The organism is Frondihabitans australicus (assembly GCF_003634555.1).
GTDB classification, from domain to species: Bacteria; Actinomycetota; Actinomycetes; order Actinomycetales; family Microbacteriaceae; genus Frondihabitans; species Frondihabitans australicus.
Map to the genome: position 1 here is coordinate 2627331 of NZ_RBKS01000001.1, position 17787 is coordinate 2645117.

Annotated in this window: 16 protein-coding genes; 12 read left to right on the forward strand and 4 right to left on the reverse strand. The window is 69.9% G+C overall.

Features of this window, described 5'->3' with window-relative positions; genetic code table 11:
- Window positions 1-128: 128 nt before the first annotated feature.
- The 5 genes from phoU to C8E83_RS12350 all read left to right on the forward strand — a co-directional run bounded on the left by phoU (window position 129) and on the right by C8E83_RS12350 (window position 6423).
- Complete coding sequence (phoU, locus tag C8E83_RS12330) at window positions 129-782, forward strand: phosphate signaling complex protein PhoU (RefSeq protein WP_121370166.1); 654 nt, start codon at window positions 129-131, stop codon at window positions 780-782.
- 130 nt (window positions 783-912) lie between these two features.
- Entirely contained in the window at window positions 913-2142 is a 1230-nt protein-coding gene (locus C8E83_RS12335; protein WP_342768924.1) for an ROK family transcriptional regulator, read from the forward strand.
- Window positions 2143-2362: 220 nt separating this feature from the next.
- Entirely contained in the window at window positions 2363-3880 is a 1518-nt protein-coding gene (mmsA, locus tag C8E83_RS12340) for a multiple monosaccharide ABC transporter ATP-binding protein (protein WP_281270813.1), read from the forward strand.
- The gene (gene mmsB / locus C8E83_RS12345; protein ID WP_121370169.1) at window positions 3877-5190 is read left to right on the forward strand and encodes a multiple monosaccharide ABC transporter permease; all 1314 of its coding nucleotides are present in this window, start codon (window positions 3877-3879) and stop codon (window positions 5188-5190) included. The genes mmsA and mmsB overlap by 4 nt, the downstream gene beginning before the upstream one ends.
- 126 nt (window positions 5191-5316) lie before the next feature.
- Window positions 5317-6423, forward strand: a complete 1107-nt coding sequence (locus C8E83_RS12350) for a substrate-binding domain-containing protein (protein WP_121370170.1) — start codon at window positions 5317-5319, stop codon at window positions 6421-6423.
- An 86-nt stretch (window positions 6424-6509) separates the two neighbouring features.
- Here the strand turns inward: C8E83_RS12350 and C8E83_RS12355 are convergent, their stop codons facing one another.
- Window positions 6510-7226 carry a TetR/AcrR family transcriptional regulator gene (locus tag C8E83_RS12355; RefSeq protein WP_245981652.1) on the reverse strand — a complete coding sequence of 239 codons (717 nt, stop codon included), beginning with the start codon at window positions 7224-7226 and terminating at the stop codon, window positions 6510-6512.
- A gap of 86 nt (window positions 7227-7312) precedes the next feature.
- On the opposite strand from C8E83_RS12355, the gene C8E83_RS12360 reads away from it, so the two are divergent.
- On the forward strand, window positions 7313-8182 hold the full coding sequence (locus C8E83_RS12360) for an NmrA family NAD(P)-binding protein (protein ID WP_121370172.1): 870 nt from the start codon (window positions 7313-7315) through the stop codon (window positions 8180-8182).
- 26 nt (window positions 8183-8208) lie between these two features.
- Here the strand turns inward: C8E83_RS12360 and C8E83_RS12365 are convergent, their stop codons facing one another.
- Window positions 8209-9528, reverse strand: coding sequence for an LLM class flavin-dependent oxidoreductase (locus tag C8E83_RS12365; protein ID WP_121370173.1), 1320 nt, complete (start codon window positions 9526-9528; stop codon window positions 8209-8211).
- A 276-nt stretch (window positions 9529-9804) separates the two neighbouring features.
- The gene (locus C8E83_RS12370; RefSeq protein ID WP_121370174.1) at window positions 9805-11358 is read right to left on the reverse strand and encodes a glycosyltransferase family 39 protein; all 1554 of its coding nucleotides are present in this window, start codon (window positions 11356-11358) and stop codon (window positions 9805-9807) included.
- A gap of 180 nt (window positions 11359-11538) precedes the next feature.
- Between C8E83_RS12370 and C8E83_RS12375 the strand changes: the two genes are divergently transcribed.
- The 6 genes from C8E83_RS12375 (at window position 11539) to C8E83_RS12400 (ending at window position 17260) form a co-directional block, all read left to right on the forward strand.
- Window positions 11539-12270: a VIT1/CCC1 transporter family protein gene (locus C8E83_RS12375; protein ID WP_121370175.1), complete on the forward strand. Its 732-nt coding sequence runs from the start codon at window positions 11539-11541 to the stop codon at window positions 12268-12270.
- Window positions 12271-12283: 13 nt separating this feature from the next.
- Entirely contained in the window at window positions 12284-12967 is a 684-nt protein-coding gene (locus C8E83_RS12380) for a response regulator transcription factor (RefSeq protein WP_121370176.1), read from the forward strand.
- Window positions 12964-14418 carry a sensor histidine kinase gene (locus tag C8E83_RS12385; protein WP_121370177.1) on the forward strand — a complete coding sequence of 485 codons (1455 nt, stop codon included), beginning with the start codon at window positions 12964-12966 and terminating at the stop codon, window positions 14416-14418. Before C8E83_RS12380 ends, C8E83_RS12385 begins: the two co-directional genes overlap by 4 nt.
- A gap of 99 nt (window positions 14419-14517) precedes the next feature.
- Entirely contained in the window at window positions 14518-15969 is a 1452-nt protein-coding gene (locus C8E83_RS12390) for a ferredoxin reductase family protein (RefSeq protein WP_121370178.1), read from the forward strand.
- Window positions 15966-16499 carry an FMN-binding protein gene (locus tag C8E83_RS12395; RefSeq protein WP_121370179.1) on the forward strand — a complete coding sequence of 178 codons (534 nt, stop codon included), beginning with the start codon at window positions 15966-15968 and terminating at the stop codon, window positions 16497-16499. Before C8E83_RS12390 ends, C8E83_RS12395 begins: the two co-directional genes overlap by 4 nt.
- The gene (locus tag C8E83_RS12400; protein WP_245981657.1) at window positions 16496-17260 is read left to right on the forward strand and encodes an FAD:protein FMN transferase; all 765 of its coding nucleotides are present in this window, start codon (window positions 16496-16498) and stop codon (window positions 17258-17260) included. The genes C8E83_RS12395 and C8E83_RS12400 overlap by 4 nt, the downstream gene beginning before the upstream one ends.
- Here the strand turns inward: C8E83_RS12400 and C8E83_RS12405 are convergent.
- Entirely contained in the window at window positions 17257-17730 is a 474-nt protein-coding gene (locus tag C8E83_RS12405) for an SRPBCC family protein (RefSeq protein WP_121370180.1), read from the reverse strand. The two genes, C8E83_RS12400 and C8E83_RS12405, sit on opposite strands and share 4 nt — an antisense overlap.
- Window positions 17731-17787 lie beyond the last annotated feature (57 nt).

Here is a 17787-nt window from a genome sequence, read left to right on the forward strand (position 1 = left end):
GCGGCAGAGAGTTCTCCTCTCCATCACCGGACGTTAACCTTTGCAGTGGAGGCTCGTCGGGTCTGCGTGATCGCAGATTCAGTAGAGTGCAGACACGTTTTTCCAGGCCGGGAGGGTCGACCACACCAATGCGCGAGGTATTCCAGCAGGAGCTCCAAGAGGTTCAGGAGCGTCTCGTCGAGATCTCGACTCTCGTGGCGACGTCGATCGCGAACGCCACCGAGGCGTTCGGCGACTCGAACATCAGCCTCGCCGAGCAGGTCATCGCCGACGACGACAAGATCGACGCGCTCGCCGCGAGCCTCGACGAGCTCGCCATCGACATCCTGGCCCGCCAGCAGCCGGTCGCACGCGACCTCCGCATCGTCGTCTCCGCCCTGCGGATCTCGGCGTCGCTCGAGCGCATGGGCGACATGTCCGAGCACATCGCGCAGCTGGCCCGCTACCGGTTCCCCGAGAAGGTCGTGCCGAAGTCGCTTCGCCCGACGTTCGTCGAGCTCGGCCAGCTCGACGTCGCGATCGCCAAGAAGCTCACCGAGCTCCTGCAGACCGAGGACGTCAGCCTCGCCGAAGAGATCCGCAACGACGACGACCGCATCGACGAGCTGCACCTCAGCGTCTTCGACAAGGTGCTCGGCGAGACCTGGAAGGGCGCGCCGGCCGACACCGTCGACGCCACGCTCGCCAGCCGCTACCACGAGCGCTTCGCCGACCACGCGGTCTCCATCGCGAAGAAGGTCGCGTACCTGGCGACCGGCGACTGGGTCGGCGCCGACCTCTAGAACCACTAGCGTGAGAAGGGCCCGGAGCACTGCTCCGGGCCCTTTTCGGTTCCATCACGGTTTGCGTTAACCTCTTGACGACAATCATCAAGGCGACAATGATTCCAGCGTGCCAAATCCCCCTGACCCAATGACGGGTCGCACCGATCCGGCGACGGGTCGACGCCCCACCCCCGAGGCTCGGCCCGCGCCGCTGATGAACAACAGCCCGGGTTCGCAGACGTCGCTCCGGAAGCGCAACCAGCAGCGCGTCATCGAGGCGCTCGTCAGCGTCGGCGCCTCCACGCAGGCCGAACTGGCGCGTCGCACGGGGCTCAGCACGGCCACGATCTCGAACATCGTCACCCTCATGGCGAAGAACGGCCTCGTCAGCCTGACGCCGACCACGAGCTCGGGCCGGCGGGCCGTGTCGGTCAAACTGCTCACGTCGAACGGCACCGTCGCCGCGGGGATCGGCTTCGGGCGGCGCCACCTGCGGGTCGTGCTGGTCTACCCCGACTTCACGATCGCCGCCGAGGAGAACGTGATCCTCGAGCAGAAATACGACCCTCGCGACGGCTTCGACCTGGCGAAGGAGGTGCTGACGCGACTCCTGGAGCAGACCGGCATCTCGTGGGAGGCGCTGAGCGGCGTCGGCGTCGGGATCCCCGGCTCGATCGACCGTCGCGACCTCATGCCAGTCATCGGCACCGTCTGGGCGGAGTGGGCCTTCGTCGACGTCGTCGTCGAGCTGGAGGACCGACTCGGCGTCCCGGTCGTCCTCGACAACGACGCGAACCTCGGCAGCGTCGCCGAGACCATCTGGGGGCTCCACGGCGGCGCGACCAACCTCGTCTACCTCAAGGTCGGGTCGGGCGTCGGAGCAGGCCTGATCCTCAACGGGAAGCCGTTCAACGGCGCGACCGGCGTCACGGGCGAGGTCGGGCACGTGCAGGTGGTGCCGGACGGCCAGGCCTGCCGGTGCGGCAACCGCGGCTGCCTCGAGGCGGAGGCGTCGGTGCAGGCGATGCTCGACCGTCTCAGCTCGGTCACGCCGATCCAGTCGACCGAAGACCTCGTCCGGGCCGTGCAGGCCGGCGACGTCGCGGCCCTTCGCGTGATCGAGGACGCCGCGCGGCTGATCGGCCGGGTCGTCGGCGATCTCGCGAGCATCCTGAGCCCCGAGGTGATCGTGCTGGGCGGGCCTCTGGCGGTCCTGGGCGACACGATCCTCGACCCGATCTCCCGCTCGTTCGCCCGCCACGTGCTCCCGCTCGTCCGCGACGCGACCGACATCGTGGCGTCGACGCTCGACGACCGAGGCGAGGCCCTGGGGGCTGCGGCGCTCGTCTTCCACCAGGCCGCCGTCCGTGTGATATGACGGGCGTGGAGACAGAACGGGATGTGAGCGCTCTCGCGCGGTCACGTCCTGAAGCCGTTACAAATTCGTTGCGTTAACCTTTTGACGCCAGCGCCGCGCGGGCCTACTGTAATCGAGGGCCCCGCGGGGCCGACCGGGCGGCAACGAAGACCCAACCCGACAACGATGTCTGATTTACAAATGGCGGTGCACAATGGCTGGTGACCCAACCATCCTCGAGATGCGCTCGATCACCAAGGAATTCCCCGGTGTGAAGGCCCTCTCCGACGTGAACCTGACCGTGAAGGCCGGCGAGATCCATGCGATCTGCGGCGAGAACGGTGCGGGCAAGTCGACTCTCATGAAGGTCCTCTCGGGCGTCTACCCCTTCGGCACCTACTCGGGCGACATCGTCTACGAGAACGAGGTCGTGGAGTTCTCGAACATCCGGCAGTCCGAGGCCGCCGGCATCGTGATCATCCACCAGGAGCTCGCGCTGATCCCCGAGCTCTCGATCACCGAGAACATCTTCCTCGGCAACGAGCCCGGCCGTGGCGGCATCATCAACTGGATCGAAGCCCAGCGTCGCGCCAACGACCTGCTCGCGCGCGTGGGCCTCACCGAGGACCCCGACACGAAGATCAAGTCCATCGGCGTCGGCAAGCAGCAGCTCGTCGAGATCGCCAAGGCGCTCAACAAGAACGTGAAGCTGCTCATCCTCGACGAGCCCACGGCGGCGCTCAACGAGCAGGAGTCGCAGCACCTCCTCGACCTGATCGTGGGCCTCAAGGGTCGCGGCGTCACGAGCATCATGATCAGCCACAAGCTGAACGAGATCGAGCAGATCTCCGACACGATCACGATCCTGCGCGACGGCAAGACCATCGAGAGCCTCGATGTCAAAGCCGACGGCGTGAACGAGGACCGCATCATCCGCGGCATGGTCGGCCGCTCGCTCGAGAGCCGCTTCCCCGACCGCACGCCGAACATCGGCGAGACCTTCTTCGAGGTCCGCAACTGGACCGTGCGCCACCCGCTCGACCCCGAGCGACTCGTGTGCAAGAACGAGAACTTCTTCGTGCGTCGCGGTGAGATCGTCGGCTTCGCCGGCCTCATGGGCGCCGGCCGCACCGAGCTCGCGATGAGCATCTTCGGCCACTCCTACGGCACCTACGTCTCGGGCGAGGTCTTCAAGGACGGCAAGGAGATCCGCACCGACACGGTCGACCGCGCCATCAAGAACGGCATCGGCTACGTGTCGGAGGACCGCAAGGCCCTCGGCCTGAACCTGCTCGACACGATCAAGCGCTCGACCGTGGCCGCCGGCCTGCCGAAGATCACGCACCACGGCGTCGTCTCGAACGTCGAGGAGTACGAGGTCTCCGAGCGCTACCGCCGGAGCCTCCGCACCAAGGCGAACTCGGTCGACGAGGGCGTCTCCAAGCTGTCGGGCGGCAACCAGCAGAAGGTCGTCCTCGCCAAGTGGATGTTCACCGATCCCGACCTGCTGATCCTCGACGAGCCCACCCGCGGCATCGACGTGGGCGCCAAGTTCGAGATCTACGGAATCATCCAGGACCTCGCCGCACAGGGCAAGGGCGTGATCCTCATCTCCTCCGAACTGCCCGAACTCCTGGGCCTCTCGGATCGCATCTACACGATCTTCGAGGGCTCGATCACCAACTCCCTGACCGCAGCCGAAGCGAACCCCGAGTCGCTGATGGTGAGCATGACCTCGAAAAGGACCTCGGTTCGATGAAGAACTTCAGAAAGAATCTGGATGCCATCCTGGGCGGCAAGGGGGGTGGACTCAGCCAGTACAGCATGATCATCGCGCTCATCGTGATCCTGATCGTCTTCCAGATCTGGACCGGCGGCGTCACCCTCGACCCGGGCAACGTGATCAACGTCTTCCAGCAGTACTCCTACATCCTGATCCTCGCGATCGGCATGGTCATGGTGATCGTCGCCGGGCACATCGACCTCTCGGTCGGCTCGGTCGCGGCGTTCGTCGGCATCATCGTGGCGCAGTCGATGGCGGTCTGGCATCTGGCGTGGCCTCTCGCCGTGCTCCTGGGCCTCGTGATCGGCGCCCTCGTCGGCATCTGGCAGGGCTTCTGGGTCGCCTACGTGCGAGTGCCCGCGTTCATCGTGACGCTGGCCGGCCAGCTGATCTTCCGCGGTGCGAACCAGCTCATCGGCTCGTCGACCTCCGTGCCGGTGAACGCCTCCTTCCAGAACATCGGCGGCGGCTTCATCCCCGACTTCGGCGGCGGCGACTTCAGCAACGGCACGCTGATCCTGGGCGCCATCTCGATCGCGGCGATCGTCTACTTCGAGTTCCGCGGCCGCAAGAACCGCGTCCGCATGGGCGCCGAGCCGGCACCGCTGTGGACCAGCTGGGTCAGGATCATCGTGCTCAGCGCGATCACCGCCTACGCCACGTACCTCTTCGCGAGCTACCGCGCCGGCACCAGCGTGCCGCTGGTCGCGATCATCCTCGGCGTGATCATGATCGCCTTCACGTTCGTCTTCAACAACACGACCTTCGGCCGCCACGTCTACGCGGTCGGCGGCAACGCCAACGCGGCCGTGCTGTCGGGTGTGAACTCGCGCCGGGTGAACTTCCTGGTGATCATGAACATGTCGATCCTCGCCGCCGTCGCCGGCATCGTGTACACCTCGTACGCCGGCGCCTCGGGCCCCTCCGACGGAACCGGCTGGGAGCTCGACGCGATCGCCGCCGTCTTCGTCGGTGGCGCCGCGGTCGCCGGTGGTATCGGCACGATCCCCGCCTCCATCGTCGGTGGCCTCGTCCTCTCGTTCCTCGCCAACGGCCTCTCGCTCGTCGGCATCGACACGAACACGACGCAGATCATCCGCGGCCTCGTGCTGCTCCTCGCCGTTGCCTTCGACGTCTACAACAAGACGCAGGGACGCCCGTCGCTCACCGGCCGGCTCTTCAAGAGCCGCAACCAGAAGAGCGAGGGCCCGACCGACGGCGGCATCAAGGGGGACGGCTCGCAGCCCGAGTCGATCTCCGACCAACCGCAGGTTTTGCTGCCCTGACGCGCAGGCCCTCGGGCCGCATGCTCACCGCAGCGAAGTAATGGGCGCGAGCCTCGCTCGTCCCGAAGCACCACGGGTGCGCCCCACGCACCCTTTCTCCCCACCACAGAGGAAAGAAGCATTTCAATGAAGAAAAAGCTGATCATCGGCGTTTCCGTCGCCGCGATCACGGCCATGGCGCTGACCGGCTGCTCGTCCAGCCGCTCCGGCGGGTCGTCGAGCTCCGACTCGATCCCCAAGGGCTCGACCATCGGCGTCTCGCTCCCGGCCAAGACCTCGCAGAACTGGGTTCTCGCGAAGGCCGCCTTCGAGTCGGCTCTCAAGGCCGACGGCTTCAAGGCCGACGTCCAGTACGCCGCCGCCACGAACACCGTGCCCGACCAGCAGAGCCAGATCTCGGCCATGATCCAGAAGGGCGACAAGGCCCTGATCATCGCGGCTCAGGACGGCGCTCAGCTCGGCACGCAGGTCAAGCAGGCCAAGGCCGCCGGCATCCCCGTCATCGCCTGGGACCGCAACATCACCGGCACCAAGAACGTCGACTACTACGTCGCGTTCAACAACTACAAGGTCGGCCAGCTCCAGGGCCAGGCCCTCCTCGACGGCATGAAGGCCCGCAAGTCGAGCGGCCCGTACGACATCGAGCTGTTCGCCGGTGCGTCGACCGACGCCAACGCCCCCGTCTTCTTCGACGGCGCCATGAGCGTCCTCGAGCCGAAGATCAAGGACGGCACGCTGAAGGTCCTCTCGGGCCAGACCACGTTCGCGCAGGTCAACACGGCGGGCTGGCTCGCCCAGAACGCCCAGACCCGCATGAGCAACCTGCTCCAGAAGACCTACTCGGGCAACGAGGAGCTCGACGGCGTCCTGTCGCCGAACGACACCCTCGGTCGCGCGATCATCCAGGCCATCCAGCAGGACCACAAGACGGTCCCGATCGTCACCGGTCAGGACTCCGAGACCGCGTCGATCCCGCTCATCATGAACGGCACGCAGTACTCGACCATCTACAAGAACACCAACGAAGAGGCCAACGCGGCTGTGAAGCTCGTCAAGACCCTGTCGGACGGCAAGAAGCCGGCCACGGTCATCGACAAGAAGAACAACTACAACGGCGTCAAGACGGTCCCCGCGATCGAGCTCACCCCCGTCCTCATCACCAAGGAGAACGCGGTGAAGGAGTACGCGAACAACCCGACCCTCGAGGCTCTCGCCAAGGCGGGCGCCAAGTAGGCAGCACTCCGCATCATCGGAACCCCCGCTCGGCGTCTCGCCGGGCGGGGGTTCCTGCGTTCGGCGCAGGGTTCGTGCTGTGGACGTCAGGCCTGGGCGTGCTCGATGGCGCGGTCGAGCCACTCCCCCATGAGGTCGCGTTCGGCGGCGCTGAGCCCGTCGAGGCGACCGGCCATCGCCCGCAGAGCCACGGCGGTCGCGATGGCCTCGCCCGGCGACTCGAACCCCTCCGAGCGCAGGATCCGCGACAGCACCGCGTCGAGGAGCGCCCCCGCGAGCCCCTCGTCGCGCGCGGCGGGGTCGACGGACAGCAGAGTCGTGATGGCGCCGACGCCGGCCGCGGAGATCATCGCCACGGCGCGCTCCTCGCTCACGCGGAGCCGGCCGGTCTCGGCGACGCGACGCACACGCTCCTCCAGAACCGCGCGGCCGCTCCTCGCGGCCGCCGAGGTGCGCACGCGGTCGGGGTCGCTCAGCAGGCGGAACAGCGTCGGGTTCGCGAGGCCAAATGCGATCTGCGCGTCCCACCCCGCTCGGAGGTCGTCGAGCGGTTCGACGCCCTCGCTCGTGGCGTGCTCGACGACGGCGGCCTTGGCGGCGACGTAGCCCGCCATGACGTGCTCGGCGACGGCCTCGAGCAGGCCGTCCTTGTCGCCGAAGAGCCGGTAGATCGCAGGAGCCTGCACCCCCGCGTCGTGCGCGACCCGTCGCGTCGTGAGCGCGGCCGGCCCCTCGTCGCGGAGGAGCGTCGCCGCGGCGTCGACGATGCGGTCGCGGGTGTCGTGCATGGTCTCCGAAGTCACGGAACAACGATAACAACATCTTGCTATCGCCGTGATTCCGGTGTTATCGTTCTTCTGTTTCCAAAGTTATCGCGAAAGGCGAAACCATGTTCATCGTCACCGGCGCCACGGGCGTACTCAACGGCACCACCGTCGAGCACCTGCTCGAACGCGTGCACCCCTCCGAGATCGTCGTCGTGGCGCGAGACACGGCCGCGCCCGCCGCCGCCCGCTTCGCGGAGCGCGGCGTCGCCGTGCGGTACGGCGACTACGCCGAGCCCTCCTCTCTTCCCGCCGCCTTCGAGGGGGCGGACCAACTGCTGCTCGTGTCATCGAGCGACCCGAAGGCCGACGCCGTGGCCCTCCACGGGGCGGCGATCGACGCGGCGCGAGCCGTCGGTGTGGGCCGCGTCCTGTACACGAGTCATCAGGGGGCGGCCGCCGACACCCCGTTCGGCCCCGGCCGCGACCACTTCGCCACCGAGCGGCTTCTCGCCGACTCAGGGCTCGCCTGGACCTCGCTGCGCAACGGCTTCTACCTGCACAGTCTCGCCTGGCTCCTGGGGCCGTGGCGCGAGACCGGGACCATCGCGGTGCCGGCCGACGGCCCCGTGTCCTGGACCTCGCGGGGCGACGCGGCCGAGGCCGCGGCGGCGATCGTCGCCTCCGACGGCGCGTTCGACGGCCCGGTGACCATCACTGCCGGCGAGGCGCCGACCTTCGCCGAGATCGCGGCGACAGCCACCGAGGTCGCCGGTCGCGAGATCCGCTTCGAGCTGCTCGACACCGACGACTGGATCGCCCGCCAGATCGCGGGCGGGCAGCCGGAGTTCATGGCGCGCTTCATGCTCGGCATGTACGAGGCCGCGGCCGGGGGCTTCTTCGCGGGCACCGATCCGCTCGCCGGGCGGCTGCTCGGGCGGCCGATGGAGTCGGTGGGCGACTTTCTCGCTGCTCCTGCGCCCGCCGGTCACTGACCTCGGCCGGCGGGGCGGAGCAGGCCTCAGTACTTCTCGAGGCCGAGGTGGTCGCGGAGGTGGTCGCCCTCGTACTCGGTGCGGAACAGGCCGCGGCGCTGCAGCTCGGGGACGAGCTTGAGGGTGAAGTCCTCGACGCCGGTCGGGAAGTGCGTCGGCACGGCCAGGAATCCGTCGGTCGCGCCCATCTCGAGCCACTCCTGCATGGTGCCGGCGATCGTCGACGGCGAGCCGACCATCTTCTTGTACGAGCCCTCGGCGAAGTACTTCGCCGTCTCGAGGGCCGAGAGCCCTCGCGACTGCGACACGTCGATGATGGCCTGACGGTGCGACTGGCCGGCGTTCGACGGCGGCAGGTCGGCGATCGGCGCATGGATGTCGGTCTTGGTGAAGTCGACGCCGCCGGCGAGCGCCCGAAGGTCGCTCAGCGCGAGATCGTCGGGGATCAACCCCATCATCTCGGCGGCCTTGCGCTGCGCCTCATCGTCGGTGTCGGCCACGATCGGCGTCATGCCGACGAGGATCTTGACGTGGTCGGGGTTGCGACCGAAGGCCTGGGCACGCGCACGGATGTCGTCGCGGAAGTCCTTCGCCTTCGCCGGGTCGGACTGCAGGGTGAACACGACGTCGGCGGTTCGCGCCGCGAGAGCCCGCCCGGGCTCCGACGCCCCGGCCTGGAAGATCACCGGCCGCACCTGCGGCGAGCGCCCGTGCGTGAGGGGTCCGCGCACCTCGAAGTGCTTGCCCTTGTGGGCGAGGAAGTGCATCTTGTCGACGTCGAAGTAGACGCCGTTCTCCTTGTCGCGGACGACGGCTCCGTCGTCCCACGACTCCCAGAGGCCGGTGACGACTTCGACGAACTCGGCAGCGCGCTCGTAGCGATCGGCATGGGCGAGGTGCGAGTCGTGGCCGAAGTTCTGGGCTTCGTCCTCGTTGAACGAGGTGACGAGGTTCCAGCCGGCTCGGCCCTTCGAGATGAAGTCGAGCGTCGCGAAGCGCCGAGCGATGTTGTAGGGCTCGTTGTAGCTGGTGGTCGCGGTCGCGGCGAGGCCGAGCTTGCTCGTCGCCATCGCCAGCGCGGGCAGGAGCATCGACGGGTCGAGGTGGATCGACCGGGGGCTGGCGACGCCGTAGTGGTCGCCGTTCATGATGTCCTGGCTGCGGCGGACAGCCGCCTGGTCTTCGAAGAACAGGGCGTCGAGCTTGGCGCCCTCGGCGAGCTGCGCGGCGCGGACGTACTGGTCGATGTCGACGTCGAACTCCGGCAGGGCGTCGGGCAGGCGCCAGGCGCCGAGGTGATAGCCGGGGAAGAGGAACATGGCGAGGGCGAGCTGCTTCTGAGGCATGGGGGATCCTTAAATGAGAGGTCGGAGCGAGGGGGACGAGCGGGCGGAGGCCTGCTAGTTCCCGTGCGCGATCTGACCCGGAGCCCAGGCGACGACGCGCGCGCGACGCAGTGCGCGTCGCGGTGCCGGTGTCGTCGCGGTCATGAGGGCGCCTCTCGGGCTCTGAGGATCGTTCGTGACGCCAGAGTACGAGGCGGGTGTTACGCGGGCGTTTCGAGCCCGTCTCGATTTCCACGCGCTGGTTTCGGCGGCTCCTGCGCCCGGAGCCGCCGCGGGTCAGCGGACGTAGTGGACGACGTTCGTCCGCGAGAAGTGCCACTGGCCGTCGATGTGGAAGCCGGCGGCAGCGAGCTCCTTCGTGACGAGGGGGCGCTGGTCGGCACTCGTGCCGGTGACGAGCCATACGTCGCGCGCGGCCACGGTCTTGCCGACGACGGCAGAGAGCGGGTACTGGGTGGACCACATGTGGTCGGTCCGGTCGCCCGGCGTCTTCAGCGTGATGTCGTCGAGACCGACGAACGCGGTCGGATACGTCTGCGCGATGACGCGCGACGAGGTGAGCGGGTGGCGGTCGACGGGCCCGTAGACGACGTCCGAGACGACGCCGGCCGGCTCCAGCGACCGCTGCGTGGCGATGAGGGCGGCGACCTGATTCCACGCTGACGAGTCCTTCGCGGTCACCTGGCGCTGGGCGACGTAGGTGGGCGCCGAGAGCACCACGAGCACGGCCAGGGCGGCAGCCGCCAGGCGCCGACGGGGCAGCGCCGCGAGGGCGTACCCGACGAGGAGTGCTGCGCCGGGCGCGGCGAACGTGAGGTACCGCGGCGAGTACATCGGCGAGTGCACGACCGACTCCGCGACCAGCAGCACCGTCGGCACGAGCATCCAGGGCAGCGCGACCCCGAGAAGCTCGAGACCGGCGGGGCGACGAGAGCGCAGGATCAGCGCGACGGCCACCACGACGGCGGTCCAGGCCGCCACGGCGAACCCCGGCGACCCGATGAACCACTGCGTCTGCAGCACCTCGGCGACCGTGTGGACGCTCGGCCGGGGAATCCAGTGGATCTGCCCGGACTGCCGTGACGCTTCCGCGGCGAGAGGGACGACGGCCACGAGAGCGATGCCGGCAGAGACCGCCGACCGCAGCAGCCGGATCCTGCCGCCCTTCGCCTCACCGGCGAGGCGATCGCGGCGAGCACAGGCGAGCGCGGTCACGGCGTGCGCCACCACGAGCAGCGCGAGGTAGAGGAAGACGGCGGTGCCCAGGATCGCGAGCGCCGCGTAGACGACCCACCCTCGTCGGCTCCGGGTCGGCGCGCGCCACGCGCGAAGGTAGGCGATGGTCATGGCGACGGCGAGCAGGGTCCCGACCGCGAACGACCGCCCCTCGGTTCCCATCCAGGTCACGCGCGGGAACAGGCAGAACGCCACGCCCGCCAGGAAGCCCACGCGGCGACCGGCGAGCATGCGCCCGAGCACGACGATCAGTGCGGCGGCCGCACCGGTGGCGAGAGCACTCGGCAGGCGGAGTGTGGTCGGGGTGTAGCCCACGAGGTCGAACCAGACGTGCATGCCGGCGTAGTAGGTGGCGTGCACGATGTCGACGGTGGTGAGCATGCGGGCGAGGGCGCTCCACGAGCGGGTCGCCGAGACGACGGTCGCGGACTCGTCGTACCAGAGCGACGGAACCCACGAGAAGGCGAACGCGAGGGCAGCGCCGACGACGCCGACGATCAGTGCGTCGAGCGTGCGGCGGGCCGGACGGGCCCCGGGCGCGCGGACGGCCGCGAGCGGGCTGCCGGTCGCGGTCGCGGCTGCGGTCGTCGTCATGACGCGGGTCTCGTGTGGTCGATCATCGTGGGCAACCCTCTCGGGAACACCGCAAGATTCGCGCAAGAATGCGCGGTCGATCGCCCGTGATCGTTCGAGTCCTCACATGTTCGAGGCGGACACCGGCCAGACCGGGGAGCCGTGGTGGCATGCCGGTCGCCGACGCGCGATGCTGACTCCATGACGGATTCGACCGCGTCGTACGTCGCCCACGACGGCGAAGAGCACGACGGCAACCTCGCCGGCCGACTGAACTGGCTGCGCGCCGGGGTCCTCGGAGCGAACGACGGGATCGTGTCGGTGGCCGCGATCGTCGTCGGCGTGGCCGGCGCGACGCCCGCCACGGCGCCGATCGCGACCGCCGGCGTCGCCGCCCTGGTCGGCGGCGCCATCTCGATGGCCCTCGGCGAGTACGTCTCCGTGAGCAGCCAGCGCGACACGCAGCGCGCGCTCATCGAGAAGGAGCGCCGAGAGCTCGCCGACGATCCCGACGTGGAGCTCGAGGAGCTGACCGGCCTCTACGAGGAGCGCGGGCTCAGCCGTTCCACGGCCGAGCTCGTCGCCCGCGAGCTCACGGAGCACGACGCCCTCCGTGCACATCTCTCGATCGAGCTCGGCATCGACGAGGACGACGTGGTGAGCCCCTGGCGTGCGGCCGGTGCCTCGGCGCTGGCGTTCACCATCGGCGCCCTGCTGCCCCTCCTGGCGATCCTGCTGCCACCCGCGGCCGCGCGCGTGCCCGTCACCTTCGCCGCCGTCCTCGTCGCGCTGGCCCTGACCGGCCGGATCTCCGCCCGCCTGGGCGGCGGCTCGGCCCTCCGAGCGGTCGTCCGCGTCGTCGCGGGAGGCGTGCTCGCCCTGGCGGCGACGTTCGCGATCGGCACGCTGCTGCACACGGGCGGTCTCGCGTGACGGGCGGTCCGGCATGAGCAGGATCCTCGTCGTCGACGACGATCCCGAGATGCGCGAGCTCGTCGCCGCGAGCCTCGCCGACGAGGGCCACGACGTCACAGCCGTCGGCGACGGGGTCGCCGCCCTCATCGAGGCGGGCCGACGGACGTTCGACGCCGCGGCCGTCGACGTGATGCTGCCCGAGATGACCGGGTTCGAGATCTGCCGGAGGCTGCGGGAGAGCGGGCGGACGTTCCCGGTGATCCTGGTGACGGCCCGCGACGCGGTCGACGACCGCATCTTCGGGCTCGACTCGGGGGCCGACGACTACCTCACGAAGCCGTTCTCGCTGGCCGAGCTGAACGCGCGGATCCGCGCCCAGCTGCGACGGCAGGCGACCGTCCCGACGGCGCCCGCCATGGTCGAGGCGGGCGACGTGCAGCTCGACACGACCGCAGTTCGGGCGCGCATCGGCGGGCGGACCGTCGCGTTCAGCGTGAAGGAGTTCTCGCTCCTCCGCTTCCTGCTCGTCGAAGCGCCCGAGCCGGTCACCCGAGCCGCGATCCTCACCGAGGTCTGGGGCTCGGCCGAGCACTTCGACCCGACCATCGTCGACCAGTACGTCAGCTACGTCCGCCGGAAGCTCGCCGGCGCGGCATCGACCGTCACCATCGCGACGGTCCGGGGCGTGGGCTACCGGGCCGAGGCTCCGGAGTGACGCCGTCGGCCTGGCCGATCCGCGTGAGGATCACCCTCGGCAGCCTTCTCGTAGCGGGGATCGTCCTCGCGGGCGTCGCCGGTCTCATGGCGTTCCAGATCCGCTCCACGACGAACCAGAGCGAGACGACTCTCGCGAACAGCGACATCGCCCCATACATCGCCGATCTCCGCAACAATCCGGGTGAGAAGCCCGACACGCCGTCGTCCGGAATCCTCGTCGCGATTCGCGCCGAGTCGGGCGCCTTCCTCCTGAACACCCTGCCGACCGGCCTCCAGCGGAATCTCGACGACCGCGACCTGCACGACCGCGACTTCGTGCGGCTTCCCGGTGCGGCGAGCGACGCCCAGGCCCCGACCCGGCGCGTGTCGAGCGGCGGAACGACCTACGTCGTCGTCGAGCGGCACCTGGCGACCTCGCACGGCGACTACACGCTGTGGGGCGCTCGCAGCACCGCGTCGGGCGATCTCACGATCGCGGCCCTCGACCGGTCGCTCGCTCTCGGACTCGTTCTGGCGCTGGCGGGATTCGGCGCGGCCGCGTGGCTGCTGACCACGCTCTCGCTGCGGCCCGTGCGCCGGATGGCGCAGTCGGCCGAACGCCTCAGCCGCGACGACACCGGGCAGTCGCTGCCGGTCCCTCCCGGGCGCGACGAGCTGGCCACCCTGGGGCGGACCCTCAACGCCTTCATCGACCGGCTCCGCAGAAGCGCCGACCACGAACGGCAGATGGTGTCCGACGCCAGCCACGAGCTGCGCACGCCGCTCGCCGCCCTCACGGCGCGACTCGAGCGCGCCCACCGGTCGGCGGGCGACGCCGCCGCACTCGAACGCGAGATCGACGCGGCGCAGACGTCGGTCGCCCGCCTCACCGAGCTGACGACCGTGCTGCTCGAGCTGTCGCGCCTCGACGCACCCGGCGAGGCGTCGACGGTGGGGACGAGGGCGCAGGAGCAGGCGGAGACCGCCCCGCCCGAGAGTCTCGTGGCCGAGCTCCTGGAGTCCGTCGATCGCGCCCGCGTCAGCGACGGCCACGGGTCGGTGACGATCGACTTCGAGGTGCCCGACTCGACCGACGACGGGATGCGGTACGACATCGCCCCGGCGGCGTTCGGACGGATCGCCGACAACCTGCTGTCGAACGCGGTGACCTTCAGCCCGGAGCAGGGGACCGTGACCGTGGTGCTCGATCAGCGGGACGACGGCGCCCTGCACCTGGTCGTCCGCGACGAGGGCCCGGGCGTTCCGGGCGACTTCCTGCCGATCGCCTTCGACCGATTCACTCGGGCGGACGAGTCGCGTCGCCGGATCCGCGGCGGGAGCGGCCTCGGCCTGGCGCTCGTGCGCGGTCTGGCCGTGCGCGCCGGTGGCGAGGCTCGTCTCGCGAACGCCGCCGGCGGTGGCGCGGAGGCGATCGTGATTCTTCCCGCGACGACCTCGAACAACATGTGAGTTCTCGAACGCCGCCGACACCCGCTCCCGGGCATTCGCATAGATATCGAACTCACGATGGTCTCCACCACGACGCACAGAGCGCCCCCAGGAGACCCCATGACGACCACCGCCGCCGCCACGCCGGCCGAGCGAACGGCCACCGGCCGTCGCCGACCTCCCGCGCAGCAGATCGCCGTCGACGCGCTGCGGCACCGGCGTGAGCATCGGCGTCGGAGCACCGCGGTGGATCTGCTCGCGATCCTGGTCTGGGTCTCCGTCGCGGTCGCCGTCGCGCTGTACCTGGCCTCGACCGGGGCCCACGACCTGACGAGCGCCTCGGCCGTCGTCACGGCTCTCGGCATCGTCGCCGGGCTCGCCGCCACCGACCTCGTGCTCGTCATGCTGCTGCTGGCCGCGCGAGTCCCGCTCGTCGACCGGGTCTTCGGGCAGGATCGGGCGATCGCCGTCCACCGGTCGCTCGGCAAGCCCGTGCTGTACCTCATCCTCGTGCACGCCCTGCTGATCACCGTCGGCTACGGACTGGCGGATCGGACCAGCCCGATCGGCGAGACCGTGTCGCTCTTCACGACGATGCACGACATGCCGCTGGCCTATCTGGCGCTCGCGCTGTTCGTCGCCGTGGTCGTCACGTCGCTCGTGGCCGTGCGGCGGAAGCTGCCGTACGAGGCCTGGCACGTGATCCACCTGCTGAGCTACGCGGCGGTCGCGGTGGCGCTCCCCCACCAGCTCAGCGTCGGCAGCGTGTTCGCGAGCGACACCTGGCAGCGCGTCTACTGGATCACGCTCTACGTCGTCGTCCTCACGGCCGTCGCTGTCTATCGCTTCGCACTGCCCCTCTACCTCAGCTTCCATCACCGGCTGCGGGTCGTCTCGGTCGAGGCGATCGCTCCCGGCGTGTGGTCGATCCACCTCTCGGGAGTCGACCTCCACCGCCTCGGAGTCCAGGGAGGCCAGTACGGCATCTGGCGATTCTGGACCGCCCGCACCTGGTGGCACGCGCACCCCGTCTCGTTCTCGGCCGTTCCCGGCACCGACCGCGCACGCATCACCGTCCGCGATCTGGGCGCAGGATCTCGGCGACTCGGCTCCATCCGCCCGGGCGCCCGCGTCTCCCTCGAGGGCCCCTACGGCCTCTTCACCCGACGAGCCCGGACCGCGCCGTACCTCACCCTCATCGCCGCCGGCATCGGCATCACGCCGGTGCGGGCCCTGCTCGAGGACTCGCCGCTGCGACCGGGCGAGGCGACCGTGCTGCTCCGGGGTTCGGATGCCGCCCAGCAGTACCTCTGGCGGGAGGTCGCCGACCTCGCGGCAAGGAACGGCGCCGAGGTGTTCGCCATGGTCGGGCCGCGGCCGAGCGGGTTCGACGTGTGGCAGTCCGCCGACGACCACCGGCGCGGTGTGACGCTCGCGTCGACGTTCCCGCACCTGCTGGAATCCGACGTCTACATCTGCGGCCCGCAGGCCTGGGCAGACCTCGTCGCGCGCGACGCGCGGCTCGCCGGGGTGCCCGAGCACCAGATCCACCAGGAGAGGTTCACGTCATGAGAGCACGAGCGGTTGCAGGTGGAGTCGTGGCGTCGGCCGCGGTCCTGGCCGTCGGCTGGCAGATCGGCGCGGGGCAGGTCGCGGCCACGAGCGGCACCGCCTCGGGGGCGGGGTCGTCCACGGCGACCGGGACGTCGGGCTCGAGCGGATCGACGGGAGCGACGGGCTCGAGCGGCTCGTCCTCGCCGTCGGCGACCGCGGCCCCCTCCCCGTCCTCGTCGGCGTCGTCCGGCACCTCCTCGAAGTCCTCGGTGTCGGGCACCTACGAGGGCACGACCGCCGAGACCCAGTTCGGCCCCGTGCAGGTCGAGATCGTCGTGCAGGCGGGCACCATCACGGACGTCAAGGCGCTGCAGCTCACGGATCAGGGCGGCCGCTCGGTCGAGATCAGCGCCTACGCCGCGCCGATCCTGCGCCAGGAGGCCCTGAAGGCGCAGTCCGCGAACATCCAGTCCGTCAGCGGCGCGACCTACACCAGCGAGGGCTACGTCACCTCGCTCCAGGCGGCGATCGACAAGGCGGGGCTGTGACCGACGCGGCGACCCACGTCTTCGCGACCATGGGCACGACAGTGAGCATCCGCTTCGCCAACGGCGGCCCCGAACGTCAGGCGCTCGAACGGGTCGAGCAGGTCTTCGCCTCGTTCGACCGGGAGTTCAGTCTCTACGACCCGATGTCGCCCCTCAGCGCGGTGGCGCGCGGCGAGCTGACGCTGGCGGAGTCCGGCGACAGAGTCCTCGACGCCTACGCCACCGCGATCGACTGGCGCAACGCGACCGCGGGCGCCTTCACTCCGCACCGCCCCGACGGTGTCGTCGACCTCTCCGGCGTGGTCAAGGCCCTGGCGATCGCGGAGGCCGGCGTCGAGCTCGACCGGCTCTCGGGCTCCTGGCTGCTCAACGTCGGCGGGGACGTGCTCGCTCGCGGCAGCACCGCGAAGGGCCAGCCGTGGCGCGTCGGCATCGTCGACCCCGAGCACCGCGACCGTCTGGCCGGCGTCGCCGAGCTGACCGGCGCCCGTCGCGCCCTCGCGACCTCCGGCGTCGCCGAGCGCGGCGAGCACGTCTGGCGGCACGGCGACGACTCGCTGGTGCAGGTGACGATCGCGGCCGACGACATCGTCACGGCCGACGTGCTCGCCACCGCGATCCTCTCCGGAGGGCTGTCCGAGCTGGATCGTCTCACGGCGGCCCACGCCGTCGACGTGCTCGTGTTCGACCGCGAGGGCGAGGCGCGGGCGACGCCGGGTGCGCGCGAGTGGGTGTCGCCGGATCCTGCGACCCGACCCTAGGTGGGGTCGCCCTCGACGACCGCCTTGAGCCGCCAGAGCTGGCCCACCTCGTCGCGCATCGTGCGCGAGACCAGGGGGCGCAGGAGCCGCGCCATCCCGCGCGGCTCCACCTCGAGGGCGAACGAGAGCACGCACGTCCCTCCCGGCCGGGCCGTGATCGAGTAGCGCCCGCGAGGCCGGACGGGGCCTGCGAGCACACGGAACCGCAGCTCCTGCGGCCTGGTCGCCTCCGTGATCTCGTAGTCGCCGGCGATGTCGCGTCGACCCGGGCCGATCAGGATCTGACGGTAGATCGCCCCGACCTGCCCGTCGCCGCCGCGTTCCAGCGCGATCGAGCGCACGGCGGGACGCCAGAGGGCGTTGTTCATGCCGTCGGCGACGAAGTCGAACACCGCGTCGGCATCGCGGTCGATGATGACGTGGTTCTCGGCGCGCAGGAGCTGCCCGATGGTCTCGACGGTGGCGGTCATGGGGGCAGGCTCTCGCCCGCGCTCCCAGAATCGCCGGAGATTGTGTGGGCGTGCTCC

Coding starts and splice junctions, on each gene's coding strand:
- C8E83_RS12335 (WP_342768924.1), top strand. CDS start 913: ATGACGGGTCGCACCGATCCGGCGACGGGTCGACGCCCCACCCCCGAG.
- C8E83_RS12365 (WP_121370173.1), bottom strand. CDS start 9,528: ATGCCTCAGAAGCAGCTCGCCCTCGCCATGTTCCTCTTCCCCGGCTAT.
- mmsA (WP_281270813.1), top strand. CDS start 2,363: ATGCGCTCGATCACCAAGGAATTCCCCGGTGTGAAGGCCCTCTCCGAC.
- C8E83_RS12380 (WP_121370176.1), top strand. CDS start 12,284: ATGAGCAGGATCCTCGTCGTCGACGACGATCCCGAGATGCGCGAGCTC.
- mmsB (WP_121370169.1), top strand. CDS start 3,877: ATGAAGAACTTCAGAAAGAATCTGGATGCCATCCTGGGCGGCAAGGGG.
- C8E83_RS12405 (WP_121370180.1), bottom strand. CDS start 17,730: ATGACCGCCACCGTCGAGACCATCGGGCAGCTCCTGCGCGCCGAGAAC.
- C8E83_RS12395 (WP_121370179.1), top strand. CDS start 15,966: ATGAGAGCACGAGCGGTTGCAGGTGGAGTCGTGGCGTCGGCCGCGGTC.
- phoU (WP_121370166.1), top strand. CDS start 129: ATGCGCGAGGTATTCCAGCAGGAGCTCCAAGAGGTTCAGGAGCGTCTC.
- C8E83_RS12350 (WP_121370170.1), top strand. CDS start 5,317: ATGAAGAAAAAGCTGATCATCGGCGTTTCCGTCGCCGCGATCACGGCC.
- C8E83_RS12370 (WP_121370174.1), bottom strand. CDS start 11,358: ATGACGACGACCGCAGCCGCGACCGCGACCGGCAGCCCGCTCGCGGCC.
- C8E83_RS12390 (WP_121370178.1), top strand. CDS start 14,518: ATGACGACCACCGCCGCCGCCACGCCGGCCGAGCGAACGGCCACCGGC.
- C8E83_RS12360 (WP_121370172.1), top strand. CDS start 7,313: ATGTTCATCGTCACCGGCGCCACGGGCGTACTCAACGGCACCACCGTC.
- C8E83_RS12375 (WP_121370175.1), top strand. CDS start 11,539: ATGACGGATTCGACCGCGTCGTACGTCGCCCACGACGGCGAAGAGCAC.